The following is a 24,454-nucleotide window of genomic DNA, read 5'->3' as shown; positions in this document are numbered from 1 at the left end:
GCGCAGCCGGCGGCCGTGCCCGCCGCTGCGGCCGCACCGGTCGCTCCGGCCGCGGGGGGGCCCCGCGCCCCCCCCCCCACCGGGGCGGGCCCTCTTCTCGTCTGTGCCGGCGGTGGGAGTCGAACCCACACACCCTTTCGAGTAACCGAGTTTGAGTCGGTCGCGTCTGCCATTCCGCCACGCCGGCCGCGGCCGCCGAAACGGCCGGGATCGACCCTATCGCACGCGCGCAGCGGGCCCGCTCCCTGCCCGTCGGGACCGGCTCGGCAGACCCTCTTCCGTGGGGCAGGAAGATCGCCGCGCGCGCCGCGCGGCGGCACCTCCGAAACGCCCGGCTCGCGGTGCCGTAGGATTCAGAGGTGACTGAGCAGGAAGCAACCGCGAATTCGTCGTCCACCCCCCGCCGCGTGGTGGTGGCCGAGGACGAGTCGCTGATCCGTCTCGACATCGTCGAGATCCTCCGCGACAACGGCTTCGACGTCGTCGGCGAGGCCGGCGACGGGGAGACGGCCGTGCAGCTGGCCACCGATCTCCGCCCGGATCTCGTGATCATGGACGTGAAGATGCCTCAGCTCGACGGCATCAGCGCCGCGGAGAAGCTGAACAAGAACCACATCGCCCCCGTCGTCCTGCTCACCGCGTTCAGCCAGAAGGAACTGGTCGAGCGCGCGAGCGAGGCGGGCGCCCTCGCGTACGTCGTCAAGCCGTTCACCCCGAACGACCTGCTGCCCGCGATCGAGATCGCGCTGGCGCGCTACGAGCAGATCATCACGCTCGAAGCCGAGGTCGCCGACATGGTCGAGCGCTTCGAGACCCGCAAGCTCGTCGACCGCGCCAAGGGCCTGCTCAACGAGAAGATGGGCCTCAGCGAGCCCGAGGCCTTCCGCTGGATCCAGAAGGCGTCCATGGACCGCCGTCTGACGATGCAGGACGTGGCCAAGGCCATCATCGAGCAGCTGGCTCCCAAGAAGTGACGTCCGGATGCGGCGCGATGCCGCATCCGACCCGACGCGCCGGTCTCAGTTCGAGGCCGGCGCGTTCTTGATCATGTTGGTGATGCGCACCGTCGAGCACCGACGGCCCTGATCGTCCGACAGCACGATCTCGTGCACCGTGAGCGAGCGGCCGATGTGGATCGGCGTGCAGACCCCCGTCACCCGCCCGCTGACCGCGGAGCGCGTGTGGGTCGCGTTGATGTCGATGCCGACCGCCAGGCGGCCCTCGCCGGCGCGGAAGTTGGCGTGCATCGAGCCGAGCGACTCACCGAGCACGACGTACGCGCCGCCGTGGAAGAGGCCGACCGGCTGGGTGTTGCCCTCGACGGGCATCGATGCGACCGCGCGCTCCTCGGTGAACTCGATCCATTCGAGGCCCATCTTCTCGGCGAGGGCGCCGGTGCCGCGGCGCCGCACCCACTCGAGGCCGTCGATGGTCGAGGACGTGTCGGTCGTCACAGCTCTCCGCTTCGGATCGTGGTGTCCGTCGGGCTGATTAGGCTGGGGGAGTGACGGACTCCGCAAAGCCTACTCTTCTGGTCGTCGACGGCCATTCGCTCGCGTTCCGCGCGTTCTACGCGCTGCCCGTCGACAACTTCACGACGAAAGACGGCCAGCACACGAACGGCGTGTACGGGTTCCTGTCCATGTTCGTGAACCTCTGGAAGGCCGAGCGCCCCACGCACATCGCCGTCGCCTTCGACACCTCCCGCGTCTCGTTCCGCACGCACCAGTACCCCGAGTACAAGGCCACCCGCAGCGAGACCCCGCCCGAGTTCTCCGGCCAGATCCCGCTGCTGCAGGAGTGCCTGCGTGCGATGCAGGTGACGGTGCTCACCAAGGAGGACATCGAGGCCGACGACATCCTGGCGACGCTCGCCGCGCAGGGCGCGGAGGCGGGATTCGACGTGCTGGTCTGCTCGGGTGACCGCGACACCATCCAGCTCGTCACCGACGACGTCACCCTGCTCTACCCGAGCGTGCAGGGCGTCTCGCAGCTCAAGCGCTACACCCCCGAGACCGTGCAGGAGCGCTACGGGGTGCCGCCGGCGCAGTACCCCGAGGTCGCGGCGCTCGTCGGTGAGACCAGCGACAACCTCCCCGGCGTGCCCAAGGTGGGCGAGAAGACGGCGGTCAAGTGGCTGACCCAGTGGGGGTCGCTCGACGAGCTGCTCGCCAACGCCGACAAGGTGACGGGCGTGGTCGGCAACAATCTGCGCGAGCACATCGAGGACGTGCGCCGCAATCGCTCGCTCAACCGCCTGCTGCGCGACGTCGAGCTTCCCGTCGCCCCCGCCGACCTGGCCATCCGTCCGATCGACGCACAAGCCGTCCGCGACATCTTCTCGCGCCTGGAGTTCCGCACGCTCCTGCCGCGGGTGTTCGAGGCGACCGGCACCGACGCGGGCGACCCGGCCGAGGACGCCCTGCCGACGGTGGCGGCCCCCGTTCCCGCCGAGCTCGACGCCGACGCCCTGCGTCGGTGGCTCGACGACGCGGGCGACGACGAGCTCGGCGCGACCGTGACGGTCGCCGGGGGGCTGCCGGAGCGCATCGGCTTCGCGAACGCGGACGCGGCCGTCGAGGCGTCCTGGACGGATGCCGTGGCCGCCGCGGTCGCGCCCCGCTTCGCGTCCGACGCCGCCCTGACGATGACCGACGCGAAGGGGCAGGTCAAGGCCCTCCGGCGCGCGGGTCTGGAGGTCACCGCCCTCGCCTTCGACCCGCTGCTCGCCGGGTGGCTCATCCGCCCGAGCCTTCCCGACAAGAACCTCGCGGACCTCGTCGACCGCTACCTGGGAGAGAAGCTCCCCGAGTCCGACCCCTCGCAGCTCGTCCCCGAGACCGAGGGCGCGACGCCGGGGCAGCTCGCCTGGTACACCCGTCGCGTGACGGCGGCGCTGCGCGACGCCCTCGACGGGAGCCTCGCGGCGGTGCTCACCGACATCGAGCTGCCCACGTTGCGCGCTCTCGCCGATATGGAGATCGCCGGCGTCGCGGTCTCGCACGACACGCTCGCGAGCTTCTCCGGCGAGCTCGCCACCCGCGCCGACGCTCTGGCCGCCGACGCCTACGCGGCGATCGGCCGCGAGGTGAACCTCGGCTCGCCCAAGCAGCTGCAGGACGTCCTGTTCGAGCAGCTGCAGCTCCCCAAGACCCGAAAGACCAAGACCGGGTACTCGACGGATGCGGCGGTGCTCGCGGATCTGCAGGAGTCCAACCCGCACCCCTTCCTCGATCTGCTGCTGCAGCACCGCGAGGCCACCAAGCTGCGTCAGATCATCGAGACGCTCGACGCCGCGATCGGCGACGACGCCCGCATCCACACGACCTACCTGCAGACCGGCTCGCAGACGGGACGCCTGTCGAGCACCGACCCGAATCTGCAGAACATCCCGATCCGCAACGAGGAGAGCCGTCGCATCCGGTCGGCGTTCGAGGTCGGCGCCGGCTACGAGACCCTCCTGACCGCCGACTACTCCCAGATCGAGATGCGCATCATGGCGCACCTCTCCGAGGACCCGGGGCTCATCGAGGCGTTCCGCACCGGCGAGGATCTGCACCGGTTCGTCGGCGCGCGCGTGTTCGGCGTCACCCCGGACGAGGTGACGCCGGCAATGCGCAACAAGGTCAAGGCGATGTCGTACGGCCTCGTGTACGGGCTGTCGGCGTTCGGGCTCTCCAAGCAGCTCCGGATCGAGCAGTCCGAGGCCAAGCAGCTGATGGGCGAGTACTTCACGCGATTCGGTGCGGTGCGCGACTACCTGCGTTCCTCGGTCGAGCAGGCGCGGATCGACGGCTACACCGAGACGATCTTCGGCCGTCGCCGGCCGTTCCCCGACCTCACGAGCCCCAACCGCGTGCTGCGGGAGAACGCCGAGCGTGCGGCGTTGAACGCCCCCATCCAGGGCAGCGCGGCCGACATCATGAAGATCGCGCTCTTCCGCATCCACGACGAGTTCCGGGCACGCTCGCTCACCTCCCGCGTGCTTCTGCAGATCCACGACGAACTGGTCGTCGAGGTGGCGGCCGGGGAGTGGAACACCGTCGAGCAGATCGTGCGCGAGCGGATGGGCGATGCGGCCGAGCTGTCGGTGCCGCTCGACGTGCAGATCGGGCGCGGCGCCAACTGGCACGCCGCCGGCCACTGACCGCGGCGCCCGCTGACGATCTCCGACGCCCGGCGTAGGCTCGGGGATATGACGGACAGCGCACGCACGCCCACCCCGATCGACGCGATCGCCGACGCCTGGATCGACACGGTCGCCGAGCTCTCACCGACGACGGCGACCTACATCGGTCGCTCCGAGTACGACGACCGCTTCGGCGACTATTCGCCCGACGGGGCCGAGCGGGCCGTCGAGGCCGCCCGGACCACGCTGTCCGTGCTGGACGCGGCCACACCCGTCGACGACATCGACCGGATCACCCGCGACGACCTCTCCCGCGAGCTCCGCCTGGACATCGAGCTCCACGACGCGCAGGCATCGCTGCGCGACCTCAACGTCATCGCCTCTCCCGCGCAGGACATCCGTGCGGTGTTCGACCTCATGTCCACCGACTCGGTCGACGATTGGCACGTGGTGGCCCGACGCCTGGGCGCGGTCCCCGCGGCCACCGACGGCTACATCGCTACGCTCCGCGAGGGCATCGCGCGCGGCGTGGTGCCGGCACGACGCCAGGTGACCGAGGTGCTGACGCAGCTCGAGCGGTACACCGCCGACACGGGCTTCTTCGCCACCTTCGCGGCCGATGCCGCCCCGGCCGAGGGTCAGCTCCCCGCCTCGCTCGCCCGGGAGCTCTCCGACCAGGCCGGCGCTGCCCGCGTCGCCTACGACGACCTCGGCCGCTTCCTCGCCGACGAGCTCGCTCCCGCCGCCGTCGAGGACGACGCGGTGGGACGCGAGCTGTACGCGCTCCACTCCCGGCGCTTCCTCGGCGCCGAGATCGACCTCGACGAGACCTACGAGTGGGGTGTCGAGGAGCTCGCGCGCATGGTCGCCGAGCAGGAGTCCATCGCCGATGAGATCCTCCCGGGCGCATCCGTCGAAGAGGCCGTCGCCCACCTCGAGGCCGACCCGTCCCGCAAGCTCCACGGCACGGACGCCCTGCAGCGGTGGATGCAGGAGACCAGCGACCGCGCGGTCGCCGAGCTCGGTCGCACCCACTTCGACATCCCCGAGCCGATCCGCCGGCTGGAGTGCATGATCGCGCCCACCCAGGAGGGCGGGATCTACTACACCGGCCCCACCGACGACTTCTCGCGCCCCGGACGCATGTGGTGGTCGGTGCCCGAGGGCGTCACCGAGTTCGACACGTGGCGCGAGCTCACGACCGTGTACCACGAGGGCGTGCCCGGGCATCACCTGCAGATCGCCCAGGCGGTCTACAACCGGTCGCAGCTGAACTCGTGGCGTCGACTTCTCGCGGGGACGTCGGGTCATGCCGAAGGCTGGGCGCTGTACGCCGAGCGGCTCATGGAGCAGCTCGGGTACCTCGACGATCCGGCCGACCGTCTGGGCATGCTCGACGGTCAGCGCATGCGTGCCGCCCGGGTCGTCCTCGACATCGGCGTGCATCTGCGCAAGCCGCGACCGGACGGCGACGGCGTGTGGGACCACGATTACGCCCTGGCGTTCATGCGACGCAACGTCAACATGTCGGACGCCTTCATCCAGTTCGAGGTGAACCGGTACCTGGGGTGGCCGGGGCAGGCGCCGTCGTACAAGGTCGGGCAGCGCATCTGGGAGCAGATCCGGGACGAGGCGCAGGAGGCTGCGGGTCCCGCGTTCTCGATCAAGGACTTCCACAAGCGGGCGCTCGACGTCGGCGGCGTGGGGCTCGACACGCTGCGCGCCGCACTCCGGGTGTGAGCGCACCGTCGGGAATGCCCACGCCGGCGCCGCTGTTCCATGCACTTGAATGGAAGAGGGTGTCATGACGGTGGAATTCGGGCTGGATACGTTCGGTGACGTGACGGCGGGATCGGACGGCGCGCTGCTCAGCGACGCGCAGACGATCCGCAACGTCGTCGAGCAGGCGGTCGTCGCCGACGAGGTGGGGCTCGCCTTCTTCGGGGTGGGGGAGCACCACCGCGCCGAGTTCGCGGTGTCGAGCCCCGAGATCGTGCTCGCGGCCGCTGCCGCGCGGACGAGCCGCATCCATCTCGGCACGGCTGTGACCGTCCTCTCCTCGGATGACCCGGTGCGCGTCTACGAACGGTTCGCCACGCTCGACGCCGTCTCGAACGGGCGCGCCGAGGTCATCCTCGGACGAGGATCGTTCATCGAGTCGTTCCCGCTGTTCGGCTTCGACCTGGCGGACTACGAGCAGCTGTTCGAGGAGCGCCTCGAGCTGTTCGGCCGCCTCCGCGACGAGCGGCCCGTCACGTGGGAGGGGCGCACCCGCGCCGCCCTGCGCGATGCGGACGTCTTCCCCAAGACCGAGAACGGGTTCCGCGCCTGGGTGGGGGTCGGCGGCTCCCCGGAGTCCGTGGTCCGCGCCGCACAGCACCGGTACGCCCTCATGCTCGCGATCATCGGCGGATCCGCGGCCCGGTTCCGGCCCTTCGTCGATCTCTACCACCGTTCGCTCGCCGCGGTCGGGTCGGAGCGGCTGCCCGTCGGCGTCCACTCCCCGGGGCACATCGCGGACACCGACGAGGAGGCGATGGAGCAGGCGTACCCCGCGATCGAGATCAACCGCAACGCGATCGGTCGCGAGCGGGGCTGGCCGCCCTACAGCCGCGCCCAGTTCCAGCACGACGTCGGACCCGAGGGGGCGATGTACGTCGGCTCGCCCGAGACCGTGGCGCGGAAGCTCGCGGCGACCGTGCGGGTGCTGGATCTCGACAGGTTCGACCTGAAGTACTCCAACGGCACGCTGTCGCACGAGCGGATGCTGCGCTCGATCGAGCTCTACGGCACGCAGGTCGTGCCGCGGGTGCGCGAGCTGCTCGCCGAGTCGGCGGGTTAGGCTCGGACGGGTGAGCACCATCCGTTACGTGGCCATCGGAGACTCCTTCACGGAGGGCGTGGGAGACGAGCGTCCCGACGGCTCCGTCCGCGGGTGGGCCGATCTCGTGGCGGAGGGTTGGGCGCGGTCGTCGGGTGCGGCGATCGAGTACGCCAATCTCGCCATCCGCGGCAAGCTGGTCTGGCCCATCGTCGAGGAGCAGCTCGAGCCCGCCCTCGCGCTGCGTCCCACGCATCTCTCGTTCAACGGCGGCGGCAACGACATGCTGCGTCCGCGGACAGCGATCTCGCACGTCGCGGACGCGTTCAGCCGCGTGCTCGCGCGCTGCGACGAGGAGGGCGTCCGCGTCATCCTGCTGTCGGGCGCGAACCCTTCGCCGCACCTTCCGATGAGCCGCCTGATCCAGCGCCGCGGCGACGAGCTGTCGGCCGAGGTCGTCGCGCGGGTCGAGGATCGACCCGATGTCGTGCGCGCGCTCAACTGGCCCGACACCGAGCTGTCGGCCGCCGCCTACTGGTCCGACGACCGACTGCACATGAACGCGAGGGGGCATCACCGGGTCGCCGCTCGCGTCCTCGACGCACTGGGGGAGACGGTGCCGGAGGGGTGGTGGTCGTTGCCGGCCGGTGCCGCCCGCCGGAGCGGGGGCCTGGCCTACTACCGCCAGCACGTGGGTCCGTGGGTGCAGCGCCGGCTCACCGGGCGTTCGTCCGGCGACGGCCGCGCGGCGAAGTACGGCGCGTGGACCACGGTCGAGCCGCGCGCGTGAAGCTGCGGGCGGCGGCGCCCGCCCCGCGCGTCGCCACGCGTCTCAGAAGCTACCGATGCCCTTGCCGATCGTGACGACGCCGAGCACGAGCAGCAGGACCGCCATGACGGTGGCGTTGTTGTGCACCAGCCACTTCCGCAGCGCTTCGAGGGCGCCGCTGATCTTCGCGGACGCGGCGAGGTAACCGAGCACGGGCACCGCGACCGTCGATGCCGCGAGGACGGTGAAGACGGCGATCGCGATGACCTCGTCGCCGATGCGGAGATCCCCGGACCCCACGGCGACGCCCGCGGCCACCCCCATGAGCAGGTTCTTGGGGTTGAGCGCGGAGAGCACGAACCCGAGCGCCAGGCCCCGGAACGGGGTCATCGAATCGATCGCGGACATCCACTTCGGCAGCGCCGGCTCGGCGTCGCCGCGTGGCCGTGCGCGCCACTGCCGGATGGCGAGGAGCAGCAGCAGCGCTCCCAGCACGAGCTTGATGACCCCGGCGACGGGCTTCGACCCGCCGTCGTCCTCATCCGGCAGGATCGAGGACAGGAGGGTGAACACCACGACGGCGACGACGATCCCGAGCACCCACCCGAGGAGGAAGCCGAGGCTCGTGCCGCGTGCCCGGGGGGAGAGCAGCATGAGGATGGCGGCGATGATGGGGATCGGACTGATCGCGATACCCAGCGCCAGGGGGAGGATCTCTCCGATGACAGCACCCATGGTCAGCTCTTCTCGGTGGTGAGGGCGGCGAGGGCCGCACGGTTCGTGGGGAAGACCGCTTCGTCGGCGAGCAGCGAGAGCGCGCGCAGACGGTCGATGATCTGCTGACGGGGTCGGCTGTACGAGAGCGCGACGGAGTGCTCCGCGAGCCAGGTCTTCAGAGCGGCGAACGATTCCGCGCCGGTGACGTCGATGTCGGTGACGGCTTCCAGGTCGAGCACGACGTGGCGCACCGCGGGCGATGCCGTGACGGCGCGCTTCACGGCGTCGGAGAGAACGGTGCCGTTCGCGAAGAACAGCGGCGCCGCCATCCGGATGACGACGACGCCGGGCGCCGTCGACGTGCCCGGCGGGGCGGGGTTCAGAAGCGACGAGCCGGGCTCGCCGTCGGCGGCGAGCACGTCGATCGCGGGTGTGGACGTGCGCTGCGCGAGATTGATCAGGGCCAGCACGAAGGCGACGACGATGCCGGGGATCGCGCCGATGAGCAGGGTCACCAGGAAGCAGACGGCGCCGATGACGAACTCGAACCGGTCCTGCCGCCAGAGCTGACGGAAGTCCGCGATGCCGAGCAGCGGGAGGATGGCGACGCCCACGATCGCCCCGATCGCCGGGGAGGGGATGTGTTCGAGGAGCCCGGTGCCGAACAGGAGCAGGAGCAAGGTGCCGATGGCGGCGATGAGCGTCGGCAGCTGCGTGCGCGAGCCGGCCTGGTCCATGGCGGCGGTGCGCGACGTCGACGATCCGACGGCGAAGCCGCCCGACGCGCCGGAGGCGATGTTCGCCGCGCCGAAGGCGAGCAGGTCGCGGTTGGGGCTGGTGGCGTACTCCCGCTTCTCGCCGTAGCTGCGGGCGACCAGAAGGCCCTCCGCCATCGTGACCATCGTGAGCGCGATCGCCGACGGGATGAGGGCGAGCCATGTGGACCAGTCGAGGACGGGCCACGTGAGAGCGGGGGGACCCGCGTCGACGGGGCCGAGGACGGCCACGCCCTCCCGCTCGAGGCCGGTGGTGACGACGACGACGGTCGCGACGATCAGGACGATCAGCGCCCAGGGGACCGCGCGCGCCAGGCGGCGCCCGACCAGCAGCACCACGACGGACAGCCCCGCGATGAGCACCGACCAGCCGTTCAGCGTCGGCAGACCCGTGACGAGACCGACGAGCTTGTCGACGAACTCGCCGCCGGAGTCGATCGACACCCCGAGCATCTTCGCGAGCTGGCTGACGAGGATGTCGAGCGCCAGCCCGCCGACGAACCCGACGAGGATCGGCTTGGAGAGGAAGGTGGCGAGGAACCCCAGTTTGAAGACCGCCGCGAGGAGGAAGAGCACCCCCGAGATGACCGCCTGCGCGAGCGCCATCGTCAGGTAGTCGGCGCTGCCCGCGACGGCGAGTCCGCCGATGGATGACGCGACGAGCGCCGCGGCGGCCGCGTCGGGGGAGGCGACCAGCTGGCGCGACGAGACCACGAGCGCGTACACGATGGCCGGCACCACGAGCGCGTACAGCCCCGCGGTGGGCGGGAGACCAGCGATCTGGGCGTAGCCGATGTTCAACGGCACGGCGATCGCCAGCAGCGTCACACCGGCGATGCTCTCGGTCAGGGCGTTGCGCCAGGTCAGGCCCGCCAGAGGCCGGCGCTGCGTCGTGGATGAAGCGGCGATGTCAGACCTCCGGAGGCAGGGTGAGGGGTGGGACCGGGATGTCGGAGGTCACCGTGGCGGCGATGCCCTGCTCGGTCAGAGCCGCGGCGATCCCGGCGACCACGGGCGAGACGACGGCGGGAGCCGCCAACGGATGGTGCCAGAATCGGACCAGGAGCGTCAGCCGCTCCGGCTCCACCGTCTGCACGAGAACGGCGACCGGCTCGCGCGTGTGGACGCCGACGACGGCGTGGACGGCATCCGTGATCGTCGCCGAGAGATCGTCCACGCGGGTGACCGACGCGCGCGCCCTCACCTGGACGTCCGATCGCCTCCGCCCGCGTTCGGAGTGGTTCGACAGCGGGCTCTCGAGCACCTGCGCGTTGGGGACGTGCACGGTGCGGCCGTCCCGGGTCACGATCACGACGCTGCGGCCGTTGAGCTCCCTGACCGTGCCGGTGACGTCGGCGACGGTGATCTCATCGCCCACCTTGATCGGGTGCCTCGACTGCAGCACGACGCCGGCCGCGAAGTTGTGCGAGACACCGCGCAGCGCGAGGACGATGACGGCGACGACGACGATCGCGACGGCGATGAGCGGCTGGATCGACGCGCCCAGGAAGGCGAAGGCCACGCCGACGCCGAGCAGCAGGATCGCGTACTTCACGATCCGCGCGGTGAGGATCGCGGCGCCCTCGGTGATGCCCTGCAGCTTCCGCAGGAGCGCGAGCACCGCCTTCTTGGCGATGACCGCGACGATCCAGGCGACGACGATCGACGCGGCGGCGAGGGCGAGATCCCACCCGCTGACCGACGGGGAGGCGAGGAGATCGCCGAGCTCCGGGGGCACGCTGCTCACGATGACACCGCCTGGATCGCCGGCGTCACGACGACAACAGCGCCGAGACGGCCTTCTGGAGCTGCAGCACCGCGATCACCAGGACGAGTGCGGCGTTGAGCACGCTGGTGTGCGACGCGATCCACGTGCGGACGCGGGCGAGCACCGGCGCGGCGGCTTCCCGACGGACGAGGACCAGGACGACCGGGAGGACGATCGGGAGAACCGAGGCCACCCCGAACGCGATCAGCACCACGGCGTCGGTTGTCGGGGCGAGGGCCGCCAACCGCGTGTCGAGCGCCGCCAGGACGGCGCAGGAGAGGTCGATGGGATTCAAGAGGAAGATGCCCAGCCCCAGCGCGAAGGAACGCGCCGGCGTGAACGTCTCGACGCTCCGCAGCCAGCCGGGGAGCTGCGGAGCGGCTGCCGTCACCTGCGCGGGTGTCTCGGCGGCCGCCATCCGCCTCGCGTGCCGTGTGCCCTTGCGATACACCCACCCCGCGCCCGCCAGGAGGAGAAGGCCGAGCAGAAGCCGCACGAGAGCCACCCAGACCGGCGGTGTGCCGACGTCGTGGAGATCCAGCAGACCGAGCACCCAGAAGGAACCCCCGACCGCCAGTGCCACGGCGGACACCCACCCGGTGAGGAAGGCGATCCCGTTGGCGCGGGCACGCCGGGACAACAGCACCGCCACGAGCGCCATGATCGCCAGGGGACTCATGACGATTCCCAGCGCGAGCGGGAGCAACGAGACGATCAGATCGGCCATGGCGTCCATCCTGAACACGGCGTCGTGCGGAGTCGGCGAAGGGGCTCGGGTCAGGCATCCTGTCGGACCTCGATGATCTCGAGCCCCATGTGGGCGATCCGCTGCAGCAGACCGTGCAGCTCGGTCTGATCGTGCAGAACACCGGTGAGAAGCGTCACCGTGGGGCCGATGGCGACGGCGGTCATCTCGGGGAAGGCGGCGGCGAGGTTGTCGGACCGTGCGTAGGGGAGCCGGATCTCGTAGCGTCTCACCACGCCTCCCTCCTCGTGTGCCGTGAGGCCATTGTGGTCAGCGCTCGCCCGCGGCACCTCACCTACAGCGGGTGACTCCTGAGGGTCACAGCAGGCCGAGGTCGCGAGCGGCGCTGACGGCGGCGCTCCGTTCGGCGACGCCGAGCTTCTGGTAGATCGCCCGGACGTGCGTCTTCACGGTGTTCGAGCTGAGGTGCTGGCGCGCGGCGATCTCCGCCAGCGACTGATGGAGCGGGAGCTCCTGGAGGATGTCGCGCTCACGGTTGGTGAGATGCACGAGGGCGGCGCTATGGACGGCGCCCTCGGATGGAGGGACGCATCGCTCGAGGATGAGCGCCGCGAACGGCTCGAGCGGCCCGAGCCGGCCACGACGGGCGGTGAGGAGTGCGGCGCCCTCGTCACCGCGGGCGCGGAAGGGGCGGATCGTGCCGAATCGCTTCGCGTGCGCCAGGGCTGAGAGGAGCCGACGATCCGCTTCGAGTGCTCGGCCGCGTGCCTCGGCGTGCGTCGCCAGCAGCAGCCACGCGCTGACGGTCGCCCCGGCGTGCCAGGACGGGACCCGCGCACGCGCCGCGGCGAGCAGGCGATCGGACGCGCTCGCGTCGACCGGAGACTCGACGATGAAGCGGGCCAGCCCGATCTCGAGGGCCGCGGCACCGAGGATCGGCTCCGCGACGTCGATCAGGGCGCGCGCGGCGGCCCGGCCATCGCGTTCGACACGGACCTGGCAGAGGCGGAACAGGGCGGCGGCGAGCAGGCGCGGGTACTGGCGGCCGGAGGCTCGGAGGAGCCCCTCGAGCTCGTCGACCGTGTCGCGCGCGCTCCCGGTCTCGTCCAGCGCATCGAGCAGGAGCAGGGATTGGGCGGGGACCCGCAGTCCCAGGGCGCCGTCGACGCCGTCGGTGCGGATGATGCTCTCGAGCGGGTCCGCGGGAAGCGGCAGGCAGCGCTCGTAGCGGCGCCCCGCCGCGATGACGACCGCAGCGTCGCGCACCCGCCCGGGTACCGAGCGGGTCGCGCTCTCGGCGCGCTCGGTCAGCGTGTCCTCGACCAGTGCCGCTTCTTCCCAGGCACCGGCCGCCCGCGCACCGTCGGCCGCCGCCAGCGACACCTGCCAGGACAGCCAGACATAGCCGGCATGGTGGGCGGAATCGGCGACCGCGCGCAGCGTCTCGGTTGCGCCCGCCGTCTCGCCGCGTGTCATCGCGGCGAGACCCTCCGCTCCGGTGCAGAGCAGGTCGACGCCGAAGCACCGCCGGCGTGCCGTCCGACCGGCGTTTGCGGTGAGTGCGGCCAGGTGCTCATCGACCTCGGGCGTCGCCGGCGCGGCCAGGACGTGGAGAGCCGCGAGAAGGGTCCGCCCCATGGGGTCGTCGGTGTGCAGCGCGGCCGCATCCGCCCGCCGGAGGAGGCGATCGACCGCCAGACGATCCGTGAACGGCACGCTGCACAGGAGGAGCGCGGTGCATTCGGTGAGGCCGTGGTCCCGCTCCGGGATCGCGTCCACCGCAGCGAGGACCGGCGCGCTGTGTCCGCTCAGGACGAGATCCACCGCGACAGCGGCCAGGAGCGTGCGCAGGACCTGCGTGTCGCCGGACACGATCGCGTGGCGCAACGCGCGCGCTCCGTCGCCGCGATCCGCGAACCACTGCGCCGCGCGGGCGTGGTCGTGCTGGAAGCGGGGGAGATCGCGATTGCGCGCCTCGGCGCGGAGGAAGTCGACGAGCGCGGGGTGGAAGACGACCTGCTCGTCGGCGATCGTCAGCATCATCAGGCGGCGGGAGAGGTCGACCAGGAGGGCGCCCGCGGCGGGTTCCCCCGCGAGCTCGACGACGAGCGGGAGCGGGACGACACCGGCCACAGCGGCCGTGAGGAGGAGGCGCTGCTCGCGGTCGGAGCACGCGCTCAGCACCTCGGAGGCGAGATAGTCGCTTACGGCGCGGTTGTCGCTGGCGAAGTGCCGCAGCTGAGCCCGCGGATCCGACGAGCGTGCCGCGAGCGGCAACACGAGGGACAGCCCGGTGATCCACCCGCCGGTGCGCCGCATGACGGCGTCGACGTCGTGTTGGTCGAGGACGAGGCCGTGCGAGGCCGCGAGCGCGAGGCATTCCTCCGGCGTGAACGCGAGATCGTCGGAGCGCAGTTCGAGAAGGCGCCCGGTGGCCGCGAGATGGGTGAGGCTGCGTCCGGGGTTGTGGCGTCCCGCGACGACGAGACGCAGATCGTCGCGCGCGAGCAGCGCCTCGAACACGGCGTCGGCGAGATGGCGCGGCGCACGATGGACGTCGTCGATCATGAGGACGCGCTGACCGCCGGGGGCCGCGGGCTCCGCGATGTGGCCCGCTTCCAGCGCGTCTCCGCTGACACGCGTCAGCGCGTGGCCGTCCTGTTCGAGCGTCCGCGCCCAGGCGTCCAGCAGCGTGCTCTTGCCCGTGCCGGCGCCGCTCCACACGACGATCGCGCGCACGTCGGGCCCCGACAGCGCCGACACGATGCGCGTCAGCCGATCGCGCCCCAGCAGATGCGCAGACCCGGCCGCACCGTCCCCCGAGCGCACGTGCATCGATCCTCGGACATCCCCCATGAGCCCCCCGTACACAGATCCGTGACCAGTGCGCTTCGGGTACGCGCAGCCAGGCTATCTCCCGTGCCACCGCGGCACCAGGGCCGCGGTCGTCAGGTCAGGAGCTTGGCCTTGGCGGCGGAGTACTCGGCGTCGTCGATCGCTCCCTGTGCATGGAGCGTGCTCAGCTTCTGCAGTTCGCCGACGATGTCGCGCCCCGGTGACGGCGCCGTCACGCTCTGCTGCTGCAGAGCGGTCTCGATCTCGGCCTGCTCGGCATCCTCTTGGGCGCGGCGCGCGGAGTGGCGCATGATGCCGCCGGAGACCGCGGTCGCGGTTCCGGCGACGACGGCGGTGCGCGCCGCCAGCCCCAACAGGCCCGGTCGGCCGAAACGTCGAATGAGCGGCATCGTCTTCTCCTCAGCTCGTGGCGGCGATGGCGTTGACCACGGCCGCGGGGATCCGGTCGGCGACGACGACGTGGCCACCGGCGGCGTCCGCCGCGCCGACGAGGTTCTTCAGCCACACCGACTCGATCGCCAGCAGGACCGCCGTCTGACCGGCGGGCAGCGCTGCCGCCAGATGCAGGGCATCCTCCTCCGCGGCGAGCCCGGGGGCGCCGAGCATGGTGTCGGCGAGGTCGTCGTCCGCGAGCTCGGCGAAATCCACATCTCCGCTGCGACTGCGCCGGATGATCAGCGCATCGAGGAGACGCACACCCGCGTTGTCCAGCTGCCCGCCGACCGCGGCGAGGACGGCGGGAGCCGCGCTATCGTCGGGGATCACCACGACGACGAACTCGAGGGGTCCGTATTCCTCGGCCATGGGTGCGTCCTCTCCGGGTATCGGGCTGTGGTGTCCACCCTCGTGCGGGCACCGCGGGGGAACATCGCCCGCATGGGGTGATATGCCGGGCTGGGGGCGCGCGGATACTGATCGGACCACGCACCGCATCGGCCTTCCGAGCGACGGCAGGCGCTGTGCACTCGTCGGTCGGCGTTGCCCGTCGACTCCGGAAAGGAACCCCATGGCTGATCTGATCGTCATCTCCTTCGACTCCGAGACCCAGGCCGAAGCGGCCTACAACGAGATCCAGGTGCTCCAGAACGATCTCGTCGTCGAGCTCGCCGGCCTCGCGCTGGTGACCGTCGACGGCGAGGGCAAGACCCATGTGCAGCATCCCGGCGCGGTGGGCAACGTCGGGCTCGGTGCGGCGGGGGGAGCGCTGTTCGGAACACTCATCGGCATCCTCTTCTTCGTCCCCTTCGTCGGGCTGGTCTTCGGCGGGCTGTTCGGAGCGCTGTTCGCGGGCATCGACAAGACCGGTCTGAACGCCGAGTTCCGTGAGCGGGTCAAGAGCTCGGTCACCGCCGGGCGGTCGGCCGTGGTCCTCTACGCCACCAAGCTGACCGAGGACAAGTTCGCCGCGGCGCTCGCGCCGTACGGGGGCACGGTGGTGCAGACGTCGCTGTCGGCCGAGGACGAGAAGGCCCTGATCCACGACCTCGACGCCGGCCCGCGGGGCTGACATGTCCGACCGTCGGCGCTCCCACCTGCCGCTTCCCGACCTCGCCTTCACAGGCACCGTCACCTACGACGCGACGGACCCCGACACCCGGTTTCCGCCGATCCAGCCGGTCCGGCCGCCCGAGGGCGCGCCGAATGTGCTCGTCGTCCTCATCGACGACACCGGGTTCGGCGCATCCAGTGCCTTCGGCGGACCCGTCCACACCCCGACGTTCGAACGCGTCGCGGCTGCGGGCTTGAAGTACACGCGGTTCCACACCACGGCGCTCTGTTCGCCCACGCGCGCGGCGCTGCTGAGCGGGCGCAATCATCACACCGTCGGGATGGGCGGGATCACCGAGATCGCGACGTCGGCGCCCGGGTACAGCTCGGTCCGCCCCAACAGCTGCGCGCCGCTGGCGGAGACCCTCAAGCTGAACGGCTACAACACCGCCCAGTTCGGCAAGTGCCACGAGGTGCCGGTCTGGCAGGCCAGCGCGATCGGCCCTTTCGACGGATGGCCGACACCCGGCAACGGGTTCGAGTACTTCTACGGCTTCATCGGCGGCGAGACGAACCAGTGGTATCCCGCGCTGTACGAGAACACGACGCCCGTCGAGCCATGGGGGACCCCGGAGGAGGGGTACCACTTCATGGGCGACATGACCGACAAGGCCATCGCCTGGACCCGGTCGCAGCAGTCGCTCGCGCCGGACGTCCCGTTCTTCACCTACTTCGCACCGGGGGCGACGCATGCGCCGCACCACGTTCCCGCGGAGTGGGCGGACCGGTACAAGGGCGCCTTCGACCAGGGATGGGATGCGCTGCGCGCCGAGACGTTCGCGCGCCAACTCGAGCTCGGGGTCATCCCGCCCGACGCCGTGCTCACCGAGCGGAGCCCCGGCATCCCCGCGTGGGACGAGATGAGCGACCTCATCAAGCCCGCACTCGCGCGCCAGATGGAGGTGTACGCGGGATTCCTCGCCTACGCGGACCACCACGTGGGTCGTCTTCTCGACGCCTATGAGGAACTCGGCATCCTCGACGACACGCTCGTCTACGTGATCATCGGTGACAACGGCGCCAGCGCCGAAGGGTCGATGCACGGCACGACCAACGAGGGCTTCACGATCAACCACATGAACGACCTCGAGACCGAGCAGTACGTGGCCGACCACATCGCCGACATCGGCACGCCGGCGTCGTACAACCACTACGCCGTGGGCTGGGCCCACGCGATGGACACTCCGTATCAGTGGACCAAGCAGGTGGCGAGTCACTGGGGCGGCACGCGGAACGGCACGATCGTCAGCTGGCCCGGCGGCGGAGTGGAGAAGGGCGGCATCCGACACCAGTTCAGTCACGTGATCGACGTCGCACCGACGGTCCTGGCGGCGGCCGGCATCCCGGAGCCGGAGACGGTGAACGGCGTCACCCAGCGTCCCTACGAGGGCACCGCGATGAACTACACCTTCGACGATGAGCAGGCGGAGGAGCGGCACGTCACCCAGTACTTCGAGATGGTGGGGAACCGCGCGATCTACCATCGCGGGTGGACGGCGGTGGCCAAGCACAAGGATCCCTGGCTCGGCTCCGATCACGGACTCGACGAGGATCGCTGGGAGCTCTACCACGTCGACAAGGACTGGACGCAGTCCACCGACCTCGCCGCCGAGGAGCCGGAGCGCCTCGCTCACCTGCAGCAGCTCTTCCTCATCCAAGCCGCCCGTTTCAACGTCCTGCCCCTCGACATCCGGACGGCAGAGCGGTTCAACCCCGACCTGGCCGGGCGGCCGCAGCTCGTCGTCGGCACGTCCCAGACCTTCTATCCCGGTATGCGGCGATTGAGCGAGAACACGACGATCAACATCAAGAACAAGTCGTGGACGGTCACCGCACGGACGACGATCGGGGAGTCCGGGGCGGAGGGGGTGATCATCGCCCAGGGCGGGGCGTACGGAGGGTGGTCGTTCTACGTCCGAGAGGGCGCGCTCGCGTTCGCCTACAACCTGCTCGGCATCCAGACCGACATCGTCCGGTCGGAGACACTCGTCCCGACGGGATCGCACGAGCTGCGCGCGCATTTCGGCTACGACGGCGGGGGACTCGGCAAGGGCGGCACCGTCACGTTGTTCGTCGACGACACGAAAGTGGGGGAGGGGCGTGTCACGCGCACGATCCCGTTCCAGTTCACCTTCGACGAGACGGTGGATGTGGGCGTCGATCTCGCCTCGCCCGTGTCGCCCGACTACGCGGCGACGGGCAACGCGTTCACGGGGGACATCGGGTGGGTGCGGATCGATCTCGGTGACGACGACCACTCGCACCTCATCGACGACGAGCACCGGCTCGCCGTGGCCATGCTCAAGCAGTGAGTCCCGGCGCCGTGCACGATCCGCTGCCGTCCTGGCGCGACACCCCGACCCGGCCGGCGATCCTCGACTTCGTCGAGGCGATCACCGCCGGGCCCGGCGCTCTCGCCCCGGCCGAGCGCATCGCGGTGTTCGACAACGATGGGACACTCTGGACCGAGAAGCCCATGCCGACGCAGCTGCACTTCATCGTCGAGCAGTGGGCTGCGGCAGCACGCGCCGATCCGGGCCTCGCCCCCGAGCAGCCCTATCGCGCGGCGCTGTCGGGAGATCTGAGCTGGCTCGCCGGTGCGATCGACGCGCACGAGGCCGGCGACGACACCGCCCTCCGCGTCATGATCGCCGCCCTCCTGCGGACGACCGCGGCCATGGGCGTCGAGGACTACCGCCGGACGGTGGAGGACTTCTTCCGCGACGCACGACACCCCGTCCTCCGGCGGCCGTACGCCGGCGTGGTCTATCAGCCCATGGTGGAGCTCCTCGGCTTCCTCGACGCGCGCGGCATCACCTGCTACATCGTCTCCGGCGGCGACAGGGACTTCATGCGGCCCATGACCGAGCACAACTACGGCATCCCGCCGGAACGCGTGATCGGATCCGCCGTCGGTCTCACCTACGACGGGGCACGCAACGACGTGCGGTACGGCACGACGTTCGGCTTCCTGGACGACGGCCCCGAGAAGCCGGTGCGGATCTGGAGCAGGATCGGCCGACGCCCGGTCCTCGCGGTCGGCAACTCGGATGGGGACATCCCGATGCTCCGGTACGTGCAGGCGCATCCGCGATCACTGAGCCTGCTCGTCCATCACGACGACAGCGGGCGCGGCGATGAGTCCTACGACACCGGGGCGCAGGCGGCGCTCGGCCAGGCCGCCCGGGCCGGCTTCACGATCGTCAGCGTCCGCGACGACTGGAACGCCGTCTTCCCGGTCGGAGACTGACTCTCGCGCTCATCGTGCGCACCGGAATCCGATGTGCGTCATGGACGTGTCGTCGGACTGCGGCGAGCGTGCCGCAGGTCGGTAGCGCAGGCAGTACTCGGGGGAGCACAGATGCGACCCGCCCTTCAGCACCCGGCGGGGAGAGGTCTCGGTCACGGGTGCGGCGAGATCGGGGCGATCGCCGCGGTCGGGCGCCCGGGACCCGGGAGGGAGGTGTCGCGCGGCGTAGGGGGAGTCCGTCCACTCCCACACGTTCCCCGTCATGTCGAAGAGACCGAAGCCGTTCGCCGGGAAGGTCGCGACGGGCGACGTGCCGACCCATCCGGCCGCGCCCGTGTTGAGGTAGGGGAAGCGGCCCTGCCAGTGGTTCGCGAGGAGCGCGTCGGGGGCATCGGGCTCGTCGCCCCAGGTGAAGTCGGCACCGTCGAGACCGCCCCGGGCGGCATACTCCCACTCCACCTCCGTCGGAAGGCGCTTCCCGTCCCAGGCGGCGAACGCCTGCGCGTCCCGGTAGGCGACCTGCACCACTGGGTGGTCGAGTATGTCCGAGATGTCGCTGCCCGGGCCGAAGGGCTCACGCCATCGGGCGCCGGGGACCCACGCCCACCACTGTCGCCAGTCCCGCAGGTCCACGGGCCCCTCCGTGGGGGTGAACACCATCGATCCGGGTGCGCGTTCCGCATTGCTCAGCTGTGGGAAGAGACGGGCATCGAGCTCCTCCTCGGCCACGGTGACGTAACCGGTCGCGTCGACGAACGCGGCGAAGCGCCGGTTGGTCACCGGTGCGTCATCGATCGCGAACGGCGCGACGGTGCGCTCGTGCACCGGGCCCTCGTCCGCGTAGAAGGCGCCGGAACCCATCGTGAAGGTGCCGCCGGGGAGCGACACCATGCTCATGACGTCCTCCCGAGCGCGTCGGCGGTCGTCGGGTGCGTTCGTCCCCCGGCGGCGAGTCCGCGGTACCAGTCGGTTCCCTGTGCCGTGCGCGCGGCGGCCTCGGGGAGGGCCGCCAGATGCAGGGTGCGTCCTGTGCCCGCGAGCTCGCGATCCAAGTCGGCGAAGGTGTCGAGCACCGTCGTGGAGGTCTCTTCGATCCGGCTCATGTCCACGACGATACGGCGCGCCTCGGGATGCGCGTCGGCCGCCGCGATCACGGCCTGCTCCGTTCCGAGGACGTTCGCGGTGTACAGCGGGGCGAGGAGGACGACGACGAGCGCCGAGCCGTGGTCTTCGGCGCGGATGCGGGGCTGGTTCAGTGCCCGCAGCACCATCAGGAGCGTCACCACGACCCCGGTCGCGACCGCAGCCAGCAGGCCCGCGGTGAGACCGACGACCGTGACGGCGATCGCGATCCAGAAATCTCCCTTTCTGATGCGCCACAGCCGCGCGATGGCGCGGATGTCGATCAACCCCAGGACGGCGACGAACACGAGGGCCGCCAGCGTCGCCTGCGGCAGGAGCGAGAGGACGGGTCCGAGGAAGAGGCCCACCATCACGGCCAGCGCGACCGTCACGAGCGTCGCGACCTGCGTGCGAGCGCCTGCGTTCTTGTTCACGGCGCTCTGCGAGAAGCCGCCCGCCGCAGGCAGGGCTTGGAAGAACGAGCCCACCAGGTTCGCCGCGGACGTAGCCATCAGCTCCCGGTTGCTGTCGATCGCGGGGTCGCCGGGGTCGCGGATGCCGCGCGCGACCGCCGCCGATTCGAGGAAGGCCATCACGGCGATCGCGAAGGCGCCGGGCAGGAGCGCGGGGATGTGGGCGAACGACGGCAGGTGGGGGAGGGGGAGGCCTTGCCCCACCGCCGGGATGAGGTCGATCCCGACAGCGGCCGACACCCCGAACGCCGAGACGAGGATCCCGCCGGCCACCACGATCAGCGGCGCCGGGATCCTCGGCGCGAACCGCTTCAGCAGCAGCAGCGCCAGCACCGATGCGGCACCGAGGAGCATCGTGCCGAGGTTGGCGCGGGGGATTGCTTCGGCCACGGCGACGAGGGAGCGGATGAATCCGTGCCCGGTCGGCTCGTCCTGTTCGCCCAGGAGCTTCGGCAGCTGACCCACGGCGACCGTGGCGCCGACGCCGACCTGGATGCCGGTGAGGGTGGGGCGGTTGATCACCTCGACCACGGCTCCGAGGACGAACAACCGCGCGACGAGGAGGATCACGCCGACCAGCAGCGTGAGAGTGATCAGATCCGCGGGCACCGCGTCGGCGCCGGTCGCCGCGGCCGACTCCGCCGCCACGGTGGAGGTGACCAGCGTCGTCGCGGTGAGCGTGGCGATCGTCGAGGTCGTCGACACGCTCATGGCGCGCGACCCGCCGAGGAGCGCGTACACCGCCATGGGAACGATGCACGTGTAGAGCCCGGTCTGCACGGGCAGGTTCGCGATGGTGGCGTAAGCCATGGCCTGCGGGATCACGACGGCCCCCGCGGTGATACCGGCCAACACGTCGTGGCGCAGGTTCGACGCCTCGTACGAGCGGAGCGTGGGCGCCAGCCACGGCCACCGGATCCTCCGCCCGCCGCGCGCGTCGGCGTGCGTCATGCCGTCGCGACCTTCTTCGCCATGACGTCGCGCCCCTCGTCTCCCGACAGCCCACGCGGCGCCGGTGAGTCGAGGTTAGGACGGGGGAGGGCGACCGCTCTTCGCCCGAAGGGGGTGAGGTGCGACAGCGGTGCCGCTCACTCGTTCGTCACGTCAGCGGCGCGGAGATGGTTGACTCGACGTGTGGATCTCGAGCGGTGCCGGATGGACGACGTGGCCGCCCTGACGGCCTTCCTGGCCGAGGTCGATCTCACCCTGAGCGGCCTGGATGCGCCGAGCGTCCGGCTGTGGATCGAACGCGACGAGAGCGGCGCGATCGTCGGCAGCGCGGGCTACGAGATCAGCGGCGATGGTCACCATGCGCTCATCCGGAGTGTGGCGGTCAGCCCGTCGCAGCGCTTGCGTGGTCGAGGTCGTGCCCTCGCCGGTTTCGCGCTCGCGCGTGCGGCCGAGGAGGGGGCGAGGAGGGCGTGGCTCTTCAGTCGTCGTTCGGGACCGTTCTGGCAGAGCCTGGGGTTCGAGGCCGCCGACCGTGCCGGGCTCGCCGAGGCGCTGGCGGATACGCATCAGGTGCGCTTGTTCCGGCAGACGGGGCAGCTGAGCCGCGAGGTCGCCTGGACGCGGCCGCTCGTCGTGGCCTGATCCAGGTCGAGCGGCGTTCAGCGCACCGAGAGCGAGAGCTGCGCGAACGGCCCGTCCATCGAGACCGACTCGATGGCGAGGCGGTCAGACCCGAACCGCCGGGGGAGCAGCGGCCGACCGCTGCCGAGCGTCGCGGGCGCGACCGTGACGATGATCCGATCCAACCGTCCGGCATCGGCGAACTGGCCCGCGAGATCCCCGCCGCCGACGATCCACACGTCGCGATCGCCCGCCGCGGCGACGATGTCCGCCCACCGATCGGCGACCGGCCCGTCGACGAGCCGGATGTCGGCGCCCGGGACCTCGGGGAGTGCCCGCGAGGAGAACACGTACGCGGGGCGGTCGCCGTAGGCGTCGCGCCAGCGCTCGGGATGCGCGGTGAGGTCGTCGTGCTCGACGACCCATCGATACGTCGTCGACCCCATCACGAGCACGCCGACCGTGTCGAGGAAACTCTCGAAGGCCGACGCCTGATCGGCATCAGGAACCGCGAAGAGCCACGCGAGCGAGTCGTCCTCATCCGCCAGGTAACCGTCGAGGGTGGCAGCGGTGCAATACACGGCGATCGTCATGGGGAGAGGCTACGACCCGCCGCCGACACCGACCGTCTGAACGGCGGTCGCGTCCATGTGCGGGTTCGCCGCGATGTCAGCCACGGCATCGCGCACGCCGCGCACACGGGGATCCGCACTGTCGGACTCGACCACGGCCCCATCGCGCACCACATCGTCCGAGGCCTTCTTCACCCGAAGTCGATTCGCTTGATGGGTCACGGGCTGACCCGTCACTTCACCACGGGCCACGCCAGAAAGTCCTACTTTGCAGGGTTGGCTCGCAGCCAGTCCAGGACCTGCTGAGCGTGGGTGTTCGGCGGGAAGATCGGGTAGAACACGTGCTCGATGCTTCCGTCTCGTACGACCAGTGTCAGGCGGCGGTACAGCCTCGGCTGGCCGTCAGCACTGAACGTAGGCAGCCCCAGCGCACGCTCGAGCTCGAAGTTCTCGTCCGAGATCATCGCGAACGGCAGACGAAGCCGATCTACGACCTCCGCCTGGTACGCGGTGTCCTGACTGGACAGTCCCCACACCGCCGTGACGCCTTCGGCGTGGAGATCGTCGTAGTGGTCGCGGAAGTCGCAGGCCTCGCTTGTGCATCCTCGGGCACCGGGGATGGAGTCCCATCCATCTGGCAGGTCTGCGTCCGGCCGCCCGGTCAGTGGATAGAGGTAGATCACCGTTCGGCCCACATCGAGCTGTGAAAGCTGGACACGACGCCCATCGCTCGTGGGCAGGGAAAGCTCGGGCAGGACTACGCCCGGAAGATGCGCAGCAGCACCGTCGTCCGTAGGCACCGGGAGATTGTCGGGGAGTCTTGTGTGATCGGTCATCGTCTTCTCTTTCGTGAATGTGCGAGAGGCGCTCTTCTCAAGCCGGTCGATCAGACGGGCACGGCGCTCCTGGAGGACTCCGATGGCGCGGTCGATCTCTGCGATGTTGTCGCGGTACGCGACGAGCGAGGACACGCAGTCGTCGCCGTGCTCGTGGCCCTGCGCGATGCAGTCGACGAACGGCATCGCATCACGGATCGCGATGCCGGTAGCTGCGAGGTCTCGAATCTCCGCGACCAACCGAAGATGGCCCTCGTCGTAGTCTCGGTACCCGTTGGACAGTCGTCGTGGCTCTAGCAGTCCGAGCCCTTCGTAGTACCGGAGCGCCTTCGTCGTCACTCCGGTGCGACGCGCCACCTCACTGATCTGCATATGGATCCTCCGCGTCAGAACGTAAGCCTTGCCCCAGAGGGCAAGGTCAAGTCGGTCGGTCCAGCATCTCAGTAAGAAGCGCCCCCATGAACGCGGTCATGGACGCTGACGCCAACGAGATCGTCATGGGGAGAGGCTACGACCCGCCACCGACATCACCCTCGCGA

Annotated in this window: 23 protein-coding genes and 1 tRNA gene; 9 read left to right on the top strand and 15 right to left on the bottom strand. The window is 70.5% G+C overall.

Annotation, left to right across the window (positions count from 1 at the left end; genetic code table 11):
• Positions 1-104: 104 nt before the first annotated feature.
• A tRNA-Leu gene (locus tag AB0N73_RS02320) sits at positions 105-187 on the bottom strand.
• Between the two features lie 172 nt (positions 188-359).
• Here AB0N73_RS02320 and AB0N73_RS02315 point away from each other — a divergent pair.
• Positions 360-974: a response regulator gene (locus tag AB0N73_RS02315; RefSeq protein WP_363559923.1), complete on the top strand. Its 615-nt coding sequence runs from the start codon at positions 360-362 to the stop codon at positions 972-974.
• 45 nt (positions 975-1,019) lie between these two features.
• Here AB0N73_RS02315 and AB0N73_RS02310 read toward each other — a convergent pair whose 3' ends face one another.
• Positions 1,020-1,376 carry a hotdog fold thioesterase gene (locus AB0N73_RS02310; RefSeq protein WP_363559949.1) on the bottom strand — a complete coding sequence of 119 codons (357 nt, stop codon included), beginning with the start codon at positions 1,374-1,376 and terminating at the stop codon, positions 1,020-1,022.
• Positions 1,377-1,504: 128 nt separating this feature from the next.
• On the opposite strand from AB0N73_RS02310, the gene polA reads away from it, so the two are divergent.
• The 4 genes from polA (at position 1,505) to AB0N73_RS02290 (ending at position 7,740) form a co-directional block, all read left to right on the top strand.
• Positions 1,505-4,147, top strand: a complete 2,643-nt coding sequence (gene polA, locus AB0N73_RS02305; protein ID WP_363559921.1) for a DNA polymerase I — start codon at positions 1,505-1,507, stop codon at positions 4,145-4,147.
• A gap of 48 nt (positions 4,148-4,195) precedes the next feature.
• Positions 4,196-5,869 (top strand): DUF885 domain-containing protein, encoded by a 1,674-nt coding sequence (locus AB0N73_RS02300; RefSeq protein ID WP_363559919.1) that lies wholly within the window; start codon positions 4,196-4,198, stop codon positions 5,867-5,869.
• Positions 5,870-5,933: 64 nt separating this feature from the next.
• Positions 5,934-6,971: an LLM class flavin-dependent oxidoreductase gene (locus AB0N73_RS02295; RefSeq protein ID WP_363559917.1), complete on the top strand. Its 1,038-nt coding sequence runs from the start codon at positions 5,934-5,936 to the stop codon at positions 6,969-6,971.
• Positions 6,972-6,981: 10 nt separating this feature from the next.
• Positions 6,982-7,740 carry an SGNH/GDSL hydrolase family protein gene (locus AB0N73_RS02290; protein WP_363559915.1) on the top strand — a complete coding sequence of 253 codons (759 nt, stop codon included), beginning with the start codon at positions 6,982-6,984 and terminating at the stop codon, positions 7,738-7,740.
• 42 nt (positions 7,741-7,782) lie between these two features.
• Here the strand turns inward: AB0N73_RS02290 and AB0N73_RS02285 are convergent, their stop codons facing one another.
• From AB0N73_RS02285 to AB0N73_RS02250, 8 genes are all read right to left on the bottom strand, one after another.
• On the bottom strand, positions 7,783-8,454 hold the full coding sequence (locus AB0N73_RS02285; RefSeq protein WP_363559913.1) for a GAP family protein: 672 nt from the start codon (positions 8,452-8,454) through the stop codon (positions 7,783-7,785).
• 2 nt (positions 8,455-8,456) lie between these two features.
• Positions 8,457-10,040, bottom strand: coding sequence for a solute carrier family 23 protein (locus tag AB0N73_RS02280; RefSeq protein ID WP_363559911.1), 1,584 nt, complete (start codon positions 10,038-10,040; stop codon positions 8,457-8,459).
• 82 nt (positions 10,041-10,122) lie between these two features.
• The gene (locus AB0N73_RS02275) at positions 10,123-10,959 is read right to left on the bottom strand and encodes a mechanosensitive ion channel domain-containing protein (protein WP_363559909.1); all 837 of its coding nucleotides are present in this window, start codon (positions 10,957-10,959) and stop codon (positions 10,123-10,125) included.
• Positions 10,960-10,984: 25 nt separating this feature from the next.
• Complete coding sequence (locus AB0N73_RS02270) at positions 10,985-11,707, bottom strand: GAP family protein (RefSeq protein WP_363559907.1); 723 nt, start codon at positions 11,705-11,707, stop codon at positions 10,985-10,987.
• 50 nt (positions 11,708-11,757) lie between these two features.
• Positions 11,758-11,961, bottom strand: a complete 204-nt coding sequence (locus AB0N73_RS02265) for a hypothetical protein (RefSeq protein WP_363559905.1) — start codon at positions 11,959-11,961, stop codon at positions 11,758-11,760.
• An 82-nt stretch (positions 11,962-12,043) separates the two neighbouring features.
• On the bottom strand, positions 12,044-14,515 hold the full coding sequence (locus AB0N73_RS02260; RefSeq protein WP_363559903.1) for a LuxR C-terminal-related transcriptional regulator: 2,472 nt from the start codon (positions 14,513-14,515) through the stop codon (positions 12,044-12,046).
• 119 nt (positions 14,516-14,634) lie between these two features.
• Complete coding sequence (locus tag AB0N73_RS02255; protein WP_363559901.1) at positions 14,635-14,931, bottom strand: SHOCT domain-containing protein; 297 nt, start codon at positions 14,929-14,931, stop codon at positions 14,635-14,637.
• 10 nt (positions 14,932-14,941) lie between these two features.
• Positions 14,942-15,346: a DUF6325 family protein gene (locus tag AB0N73_RS02250; RefSeq protein WP_363559899.1), complete on the bottom strand. Its 405-nt coding sequence runs from the start codon at positions 15,344-15,346 to the stop codon at positions 14,942-14,944.
• Positions 15,347-15,548: 202 nt separating this feature from the next.
• Between AB0N73_RS02250 and AB0N73_RS02245 the strand changes: the two genes are divergently transcribed.
• From AB0N73_RS02245 to AB0N73_RS02235, 3 genes are read left to right on the top strand one after another with little or no spacing between them, the layout of a single operon-like run.
• Complete coding sequence (locus AB0N73_RS02245; protein ID WP_363559897.1) at positions 15,549-16,049, top strand: DUF1269 domain-containing protein; 501 nt, start codon at positions 15,549-15,551, stop codon at positions 16,047-16,049.
• Between the two features lies 1 nt (position 16,050).
• On the top strand, positions 16,051-18,402 hold the full coding sequence (locus tag AB0N73_RS02240; RefSeq protein ID WP_363559895.1) for an arylsulfatase: 2,352 nt from the start codon (positions 16,051-16,053) through the stop codon (positions 18,400-18,402).
• Positions 18,399-19,340: an HAD family hydrolase gene (locus tag AB0N73_RS02235; RefSeq protein WP_363559893.1), complete on the top strand. Its 942-nt coding sequence runs from the start codon at positions 18,399-18,401 to the stop codon at positions 19,338-19,340. The genes AB0N73_RS02240 and AB0N73_RS02235 overlap by 4 nt, the downstream gene beginning before the upstream one ends.
• A 9-nt stretch (positions 19,341-19,349) precedes the next feature.
• Here AB0N73_RS02235 and AB0N73_RS02230 read toward each other — a convergent pair whose 3' ends face one another.
• Positions 19,350-20,231 (bottom strand): formylglycine-generating enzyme family protein, encoded by an 882-nt coding sequence (locus tag AB0N73_RS02230; RefSeq protein ID WP_363559947.1) that lies wholly within the window; start codon positions 20,229-20,231, stop codon positions 19,350-19,352.
• A gap of 2 nt (positions 20,232-20,233) precedes the next feature.
• Complete coding sequence (locus AB0N73_RS02225) at positions 20,234-21,886, bottom strand: SulP family inorganic anion transporter (protein ID WP_363559891.1); 1,653 nt, start codon at positions 21,884-21,886, stop codon at positions 20,234-20,236.
• Positions 21,887-22,090: 204 nt separating this feature from the next.
• Here AB0N73_RS02225 and AB0N73_RS02220 point away from each other — a divergent pair, with 204 nt between their 5' ends.
• Positions 22,091-22,528 carry a GNAT family N-acetyltransferase gene (locus tag AB0N73_RS02220; RefSeq protein ID WP_363559945.1) on the top strand — a complete coding sequence of 146 codons (438 nt, stop codon included), beginning with the start codon at positions 22,091-22,093 and terminating at the stop codon, positions 22,526-22,528.
• Between the two features lie 17 nt (positions 22,529-22,545).
• Here the strand turns inward: AB0N73_RS02220 and AB0N73_RS02215 are convergent, their stop codons facing one another.
• The 3 genes from AB0N73_RS02215 to AB0N73_RS02205 all read right to left on the bottom strand — a co-directional run bounded on the left by AB0N73_RS02215 (position 22,546) and on the right by AB0N73_RS02205 (position 24,287).
• Positions 22,546-23,100 (bottom strand): dihydrofolate reductase family protein, encoded by a 555-nt coding sequence (locus AB0N73_RS02215; protein ID WP_363559889.1) that lies wholly within the window; start codon positions 23,098-23,100, stop codon positions 22,546-22,548.
• A gap of 9 nt (positions 23,101-23,109) precedes the next feature.
• Complete coding sequence (locus AB0N73_RS02210) at positions 23,110-23,274, bottom strand: hypothetical protein (protein WP_363559887.1); 165 nt, start codon at positions 23,272-23,274, stop codon at positions 23,110-23,112.
• A gap of 68 nt (positions 23,275-23,342) precedes the next feature.
• Positions 23,343-24,287 (bottom strand): redoxin family protein, encoded by a 945-nt coding sequence (locus AB0N73_RS02205; RefSeq protein WP_363559885.1) that lies wholly within the window; start codon positions 24,285-24,287, stop codon positions 23,343-23,345.
• Positions 24,288-24,454 lie beyond the last annotated feature (167 nt).

It is taken from the genome of Microbacterium sp. NPDC089189, assembly GCF_040685095.1.
In the GTDB taxonomy this organism is placed as follows: Bacteria; Actinomycetota; Actinomycetes; order Actinomycetales; family Microbacteriaceae; genus Microbacterium.
Note: the sequence above shows the minus strand (reverse complement) of the source record. Positions and strands in the feature narration are given on the sequence as shown.

Bases quoted from the DNA above. Each gene is read 5' to 3' on its own strand.
- AB0N73_RS02255 (WP_363559901.1), bottom strand. From the start codon at position 14,931: ATGCCGCTCATTCGACGTTTCGGCCGACCGGGCCTGTTGGGGCTGGCG.
- AB0N73_RS02245 (WP_363559897.1), top strand. From the start codon at position 15,549: ATGGCTGATCTGATCGTCATCTCCTTCGACTCCGAGACCCAGGCCGAA.
- AB0N73_RS02295 (WP_363559917.1), top strand. From the start codon at position 5,934: ATGACGGTGGAATTCGGGCTGGATACGTTCGGTGACGTGACGGCGGGA.
- AB0N73_RS02270 (WP_363559907.1), bottom strand. From the start codon at position 11,707: ATGGCCGATCTGATCGTCTCGTTGCTCCCGCTCGCGCTGGGAATCGTC.
- AB0N73_RS02225 (WP_363559891.1), bottom strand. From the start codon at position 21,886: ATGACGCACGCCGACGCGCGCGGCGGGCGGAGGATCCGGTGGCCGTGG.
- AB0N73_RS02220 (WP_363559945.1), top strand. From the start codon at position 22,091: ATGGACGACGTGGCCGCCCTGACGGCCTTCCTGGCCGAGGTCGATCTC.
- AB0N73_RS02240 (WP_363559895.1), top strand. From the start codon at position 16,051: ATGTCCGACCGTCGGCGCTCCCACCTGCCGCTTCCCGACCTCGCCTTC.
- AB0N73_RS02250 (WP_363559899.1), bottom strand. From the start codon at position 15,346: ATGGCCGAGGAATACGGACCCCTCGAGTTCGTCGTCGTGGTGATCCCC.
- AB0N73_RS02215 (WP_363559889.1), bottom strand. From the start codon at position 23,100: ATGACGATCGCCGTGTATTGCACCGCTGCCACCCTCGACGGTTACCTG.
- AB0N73_RS02205 (WP_363559885.1), bottom strand. From the start codon at position 24,287: ATGCAGATCAGTGAGGTGGCGCGTCGCACCGGAGTGACGACGAAGGCG.
- AB0N73_RS02300 (WP_363559919.1), top strand. From the start codon at position 4,196: ATGACGGACAGCGCACGCACGCCCACCCCGATCGACGCGATCGCCGAC.
- AB0N73_RS02230 (WP_363559947.1), bottom strand. From the start codon at position 20,231: ATGGTGTCGCTCCCCGGCGGCACCTTCACGATGGGTTCCGGCGCCTTC.
- AB0N73_RS02310 (WP_363559949.1), bottom strand. From the start codon at position 1,376: ATGGGCCTCGAATGGATCGAGTTCACCGAGGAGCGCGCGGTCGCATCG.
- AB0N73_RS02285 (WP_363559913.1), bottom strand. From the start codon at position 8,454: ATGGGTGCTGTCATCGGAGAGATCCTCCCCCTGGCGCTGGGTATCGCG.